Genomic DNA, 6,773 nt, shown 5'->3' with positions numbered 1-6,773 from the left:
AAACCATACAGGGTGAAGCAGGAATTAGAATTGCCGATAAAGCCTATTTTAAAGCGCTTAGAGAGAAATGCACTGCTACCGGTACATTATTAGTGCTTGACGAAATACAATGCGGTTTTGGACGAACTGGTAAACTATTTGGCTTTGAACATTTTGACATTGTACCTGATATTCTTTTACTGGCCAAAGGTATTGGTGGCGGCATGCCTATCGGCGCCTTTATCAGTTCAAAAGAGATCATGATGACTCTGGCAACCAACCCGATACTTGGCCACATTACAACCTTCGGCGGTCATCCTGTTAGCTGCGCCGCTGGCCTGGCAACATTACAGACCATTCTTCACGAAAATATTGTTGACGGGGTAACTGAAAAAGGTGAGCTATTTAAGAAATTACTGGTACATCCGGCAGTAAAGGAAGTGCGTGGTAAGGGTTTAATGATTGCCATCGAGTTTGAGAACTTCGAAACAAACAAAAAGATCATTGATGCTTGCATTGCTGATGGCGTAATAAGCGACTGGTTTTTACATTGCAGCAACTCTATGCGTGTAGCCCCTCCACTAATTATCAGCAACGAGGAAATTGAATACGCCTGTTCTGTTATTTTAAAGAATACCGAACTGGCAACAAATCCTTAGCTCATCTTTTGTCTTTTAATGAGGTAGGCCTGCAATATGGGATAAAACCCGGCAGAAATATCGGCATCAATCATATCGATCTTATATTGAGTGCACTTAAGCTGAATAGCTTGTCTATAACTGTTCATTTTTAACAGATACGATTCTTTTACTTTGGATGTATGCGCCTTAAGAGTGGCACCGGTTTCCATGTCTACAAACTCATAGGGTCTGTTCTCAAAGCCGAAATCTACTTCCTTTGATTTATCGGTAACATTAAAAATAATTACTTCGTGCTTGTTAAACTTTAAATGTTGCAGTGCAGAAAACAACGCTTCAGTTTCGTTCTCATCCTGCATGGTATTCAGCATATCACTAAAAACTACCACTAATGAGCGTTTATGAATCAATTCCGCTATCTGATGCAATGCCTGATCTACATTAGTTTTTACATCCATCTTTTGAGATTTTAATATCCCTTCCAGATGTGTAAATAAATATTTTTGATGTGTCGTAGTAGATTTCGCCGGAGTATTTAATAATAAATGATCTGTAAAAAGACTAAGACCAAAGGCATCACGCTGCCGTTTTAATAAGTAAATTAATGCTGCAGTGGCTTGTATCGAAAAATTGAGCTTATTGTATTCGTTTACCGGAAAATACATAGAAGATGATACATCTATGATAAACTGGCAACGAAGGTTGGTTTCCTCTTCGTACCTTTTACTGAACAGTTTATCTGTTCTGGCAAACAGTTTCCAGTCAATATTCTTTACACTATCACCCACATTGTAAAGCCTGTGCTCTGCAAATTCAACCGAAAAGCCATGAAATGGACTCTTATGAAGACCGGTAATAAAGCCTTCTACCACCTGTCGGGCAAGAAGTTCTAAATTACTGTTAAAGTGTAAGGATTGTTCATCAAACGGCGATTGCATATTGTAAATATAAAAAAAGCGTTCATAAGTTATGAACGCTTTTTAAACTAGTATATGTTGAGTTATAATAACTGCTTATCTAATTTCTGTGCTAATACAGATTTCGGAACTGCACCAACTTGCTTATCTACAACCTGACCGTCTTTAAAGTACAACAATGCAGGAATGTTGCGGATTCCGAACTGAGTTGAGATCTGAGGGTTGTTGTCTACATTCACTTTACCCACGATTGCCTTTCCTTCGTATTCTTTTGAGATCTCATCCACTGATGGTCCAACCATGCGACATGGACCACACCATTCTGCCCAAAAATCAACCAAAACGGGTTTATCTGATTTTAATACAACTTCCTCGAAGTTTGCATCTGTAATTTCCAAAGCCATAATTCTTATTTTTATTTTATTTTTTTCTATTGAAATCAGCGGTTAAAAGCCTGTGGCATAAACTCTGTGAGTATAAACTTATCAGGCTATTGCTGATGCAAATATATAATCAATTGTAGTGCCATCTACTTTACTAATGCCAAAATGACATTAGTTCAACTTAGGATGAACATCCAAACTCTGCAATTGTTCTAAAAGTTGATTACTAGGATTGATTTTAACCGACTTAGAAGGCATTTTAATGTTCACATTCTGTTCCCTATCATAAACCTCAAAAAGTAGCTGGCAATTTTGTTGATCAGTATTGGCCTTATTGTCTTCTAATATCGCATTAATTTGAGTCATAAAGTCATCGTCTATCCTTTCAAGCGGTACCTGAATTGTTACAGACTTGGCTAACTTATCCCTTAATTCCGAAAGCAGGTTAATCGAAGTGATCTTAAACTCCCAATCGCCCTCTTTTCTAAACCGTTCTCCAACCCTTCCGCGAATCTGCAGAAAATAACCATCAGTAAGAAACTGCTTAAATTTAATGAAATCATCACCAAACAAAGCAAGCTCACAGCTGTCATCATAGTCTTCAAAAACCATAGTTCCAAAAGGCTTTCCGGTTTTGGTCATCCTTTGAGCTGCCACCACTACCAATCCTCCTACAACTAATTCTCTGTTTTTTATCCCTTCAAACTCTGCAAGTACCTCTTCATTTGTATCACCAGTTCTTATTTTGTTAATCACAGAAAGATGCTTAACCTTTTGCTGGCAAAATTCCTTTAATTCTAAACGATAATTATCAAGTGGATGGCCACTCAGAAATATCCCAATAGCATCCTTTTCAAATTTCAACCGATCAATTAAACTCCATTCCGGTGCAACAGGAAGTGATGGTTCTGAAATCATATCGGCAACCGAACCTCCAAATAGAGACGATTGAGATGAGGATTCATTATTTGAAAAATCGTTGGCAAACTTGATAAGCTTCTCAATACCGTTCATTTTCTCATTTAAACCCACAAAAAAGTACTGTGCACGATGATAACCGAAGCCATCAAATGCACCACTATAAACAAAGCTCTCATATGCTTTTTTGTTTACAGTACGAGTATTGGATCTTTTAGCAAAATCATGAACATCTTTGTACATACCATTAACATTACGCTCTTCGATAATACTTTCTACCGCCTTATCACCAACTCCCTTAATACCAGATAAACCAAAACGAATTTCACCTTGAGTATTTACAGAGAACTTAATGTCCGACTCATTAACATCCGGGCCTAGTACCTGAACTCCCATTTGTTTACACTCTTCCATAAAAAAGGCAACCTGTTTAATGTCACTCATATTGTTTGACAGCACAGCAGCCATATATTCGGCCGGATAATGAGCCTTTAAGTAAGCCGTTTGGTAAGCAATCCATGCATAACAGGTAGAGTGCGATTTGTTAAAGGCATAGGATGCAAATGCTTCCCAATCTTTCCAAATCTTTTCAAGCGTAGCGGCGTCGTGTCCTTTCTCTGCGGCCTGGGCTACAAATTTAGGTTTCATCTTATCCAGTACATCCTTTTGTTTTTTACCCATTGCCTTACGCAAAACGTCGGCTTCACCTTTGGTAAAACCTGCAAGTTTTTGCGATAAAAGCATCACCTGCTCCTGATATACGGTAATACCATAGGTTTCCTTTAAATATTCTTCGCAGGCATCAAGGTCATACTTAATCTCTTCTTCTCCGTTTTTCCGGCGCACAAAGCTTGGGATATACTCTAAAGGTCCAGGACGATACAGCGCATTCATGGCAATTAAGTCGCCAAAAACAGTAGGCTTCAGCTCCTTCATGTATTTCTGCATTCCGTTGCTCTCGTACTGGAAAATACCTATGGTTTCTCCCCGTTGGAAAAGCTCATATGTCTTTTCATCATCGATAGGGAAATTATCAGGATCAAGATCTACCCCATGGCCGAGTTTAACAAGCTTTACTGTATCCTTAATAAGGGTTAGCGTTTTTAACCCCAAAAAATCCATTTTTAACAAACCCGCACTTTCCACAACAGAGTTGTCGAACTGCGTTACATACAGATCAGAATCCTTAGCTGTAGAAACAGGAACGAAGTTCGTAATATCATCAGGCGTAATAATTACCCCGCAAGCATGTATACCTGTGTTACGTAATGATCCTTCCAGAATCTGTGCCTGAAGAATGGTTTCGGCACTTAGGTTTTTAGCTTCAGATAATACCTTTAATTCTAAAACCTTTTCATATTCATCTGCTCTTAAAGCACCTTTTAAAGTCTTTTCATCAAGCGTAAATATTTTGGCAAGCTTCATATTAGGTATGAGCTTGGCTATTTTATCAGCTTCAAAAAGTGGCAGATCCAGTACACGTGCAGTATCTCTGATCGAAGATTTTGCCGCCATGGTACCATAAGTAATGATCTGAGCAACCTGGTTTGATCCATATTTTTTAATTACATAGTCCATTACCCTGCCACGGCCCTCATCGTCAAAGTCGATATCAATATCGGGCATGGATACACGATCCGGATTCAGGAAACGCTCAAAAAGGAGGTCATATTTAATCGGATCTATGTTGGTGATCCATAAGCAATATGCAACCACCGATCCCGCAGCTGAACCACGACCAGGTCCAACAGAAACATCAAGGTTTCTTGCTTCAGCAATAAAATCCTGTACAATAAGGAAATAGCCTGGATAACCTGTTTTTTCGATAGTCTGCAACTCGAAATCAAGTCGCTCAATAATTTCCGGTGTAAGCTCGCCATACCGTTTTTTAGCACCTACATAAGTTAGATGACGCAGGAATTTGTTTTCTCCACGTTTTCCTCCATCTTCTTCATCCTCGGCAACTAGAAACTCTTCGGGGATATCGAACTTAGGCAAAAGAACTTCACGGGCGAGTTTATAGATCTCAATTTTATCTACAATAGACTGTATGTTTAAGATTGCTTCAGGAAGATCAGCAAAAAGTGCCTTCATCTCATCCGAAGATTTGAAATAGTATTCCTGATTAGGCAAACCATACCGAAAACCTCGGCCACGACCTATTTGTGTAGCTTGTTTCTCACCATCTTTTACACAAAGTAAGATATCATGCGCATTTGCATCCTTTTTACTAATGTAATACGTATTGTTGGTAGCAACAATTTTCACATCATGCTTGCGCGCCAGGGAAACAAGAGAAACATTTACAATATTCTCATCATCCTGATTGTGGCGCATAAGCTCGATGTAAAAATCGTCGCCAAATTGTTCTTTCCACCATAGCAAAGCTTCTTCTGCCTGACGCTCTCCAATATTCAGTAATTTACTAGAAATCTCTCCATAAAGATTTCCTGATAATACGATAATATCTTCCTTATACTGTTCAATAACCGCTTTATCTATCCTTGGAACATAGTAAAAACCTCTGGTATAGGCAATGGACGACATTTTTGCCAGATTATGATAGCCATTTTTATTTTTGGCCAGCAATACCATCTGATAACCATCATCTTTACGTTTTTTGTCTTCATGGTTCTCGCATACAAAAAACTCACACCCAACTATTGGTTTTAAAACAACATCAGTAGGTTCCTCTCCTTTTTCTACAGCAGCAGCATTTTTAGCCTCTATGGCTTTATTATGATTGAGTACCTGGGTTACAAAATGAAAGGCTCCCATCATATTTGCATGATCGGTCATCGCTACAGCTGGCATTTTCTCGGCGGCCGCCGCCTTTATAAGCGCAGGAATATTAATGGTCGACTGTAGAACAGAAAACTGCGTATGGTTATGTAAATGCGCAAAAGAAGCGTTTTTAAGCTCTTCTTTATTACCTGCGAGTTCCTGTTTAGAAGGTCCACCGCTGGTTTTTTGCAACCTTTTCCTGATATCATCAGAGGCCGACTTAAGGTTTATATGTGTTAAACCGATGCGGTTTATTACCCCTGGGTTCTTTTCTTTAAAAAGACGTAAATAGTTCTGGTCTGTCTGTAACTGATCAGGTCGGAAGGCATCAATTTTGAGAAGTTGAAAAAAGCAACGTGTGGTTGCCTCTACATCGGCAGTGGCATTGTGTGCTTCCGAAAATGGCTCACCAAAAAGGTATTCGTGAAGTTCCGTTAAATTAGGTAGTTTAAACCTGCCTCCTCTACCCCCGGGAAGACGCAACAGCTCGGCCGTAGTTTCTGTACAGGTATCAAGAACAGGCATCTGTGCCATCGGACTTTCTACACCCATCCTATGAAACTCGCATCCCATAATATTAACGTCGAAACCAATGTTCTGACCTACAATAAATTTTGCCTTAGAAAGTGCAATATTAAACTTCTCTAACACCTCCTGTAATTCAATTCCTTGTTCCTGCGCAAGTTCAGTTGAAATGCCGTGAATACGTTCGGCATCATAAGGAATATTGAATCCGTTAGGATTTACAAGATAATCCTGGTTTTCGATAAGATTACCAAACTCATCATGAAGCTGCCATGCAATTTGAATACACCTGGGCCAATTATCTGTATCAGTAATCGGGGCATTCCAATTGCGTGGTAAACCTGTAGTTTCGGTATCAAAAATCAAATACATATTGTAATCAAATTACTCGTTTCGGAATTCAAGAATGGAAGTCCAAAAATAGGTATTTTTTGACTGTGATGTAAGGTGTTTCTAAATTTTAAGATCAGGCTAGTGCTGCATCAGCACAAGAAAGAATGTGATGTTCCTGAGAAACAAGCTTTGAGGTATCATAACCGCGCTGCCCACACCTGTCAATAATTTCTGCAAGTAGTTTATCAGCCATGCCCGGTTTACGCGATAGAATAGAAAGATGCCTGTGCTTAGGA

General features: G+C 39.2%; 4 protein-coding genes and 1 pseudogene. 1 reads left to right on the top strand and 4 read right to left on the bottom strand.

Annotated features, from left to right (window positions below):
- A partial coding sequence (locus AC1DDX_RS13915; protein WP_477622167.1) for an aspartate aminotransferase family protein occupies window positions 1–638 on the top strand: 638 nt, incomplete at its 5' end.
- Here AC1DDX_RS13915 and AC1DDX_RS13910 read toward each other — a convergent pair.
- The 4 genes and pseudogenes from AC1DDX_RS13910 to AC1DDX_RS13895 form a co-directional block, all read right to left on the bottom strand.
- Window positions 635–1,555, bottom strand: a complete 921-nt coding sequence (locus AC1DDX_RS13910) for a DUF58 domain-containing protein (RefSeq protein ID WP_172661212.1) — start codon at window positions 1,553–1,555, stop codon at window positions 635–637. The genes AC1DDX_RS13915 and AC1DDX_RS13910 overlap by 4 nt on opposite strands.
- 62 nt (window positions 1,556–1,617) lie before the next feature.
- Window positions 1,618–1,938 (bottom strand): thioredoxin, encoded by a 321-nt coding sequence (trxA, locus tag AC1DDX_RS13905; RefSeq protein ID WP_048907690.1) that lies wholly within the window; start codon window positions 1,936–1,938, stop codon window positions 1,618–1,620.
- A gap of 150 nt (window positions 1,939–2,088) precedes the next feature.
- Entirely contained in the window at window positions 2,089–6,516 is a 4,428-nt protein-coding gene (gene dnaE, locus AC1DDX_RS13900; protein ID WP_337717149.1) for a DNA polymerase III subunit alpha, read from the bottom strand.
- Between the two features lie 94 nt (window positions 6,517–6,610).
- Window positions 6,611–6,773: pseudogene (locus tag AC1DDX_RS13895) on the bottom strand (hypothetical protein); the annotation flags it as partial.

The sequence above is a fragment of the Pedobacter sp. 10L46_2 genome, assembly GCF_056395165.1.
The sequence above is the reverse complement of the archived record's forward strand: the minus strand, read 5'-3'. Positions and strand labels throughout refer to the sequence as shown.

Coding starts and splice junctions, on each gene's coding strand:
- dnaE (WP_337717149.1), bottom strand. CDS start 6,516: ATGTATTTGATTTTTGATACCGAAACTACAGGTTTACCACGCAATTGG.
- AC1DDX_RS13910 (WP_172661212.1), bottom strand. CDS start 1,555: ATGCAATCGCCGTTTGATGAACAATCCTTACACTTTAACAGTAATTTA.
- trxA (WP_048907690.1), bottom strand. CDS start 1,938: ATGGCTTTGGAAATTACAGATGCAAACTTCGAGGAAGTTGTATTAAAA.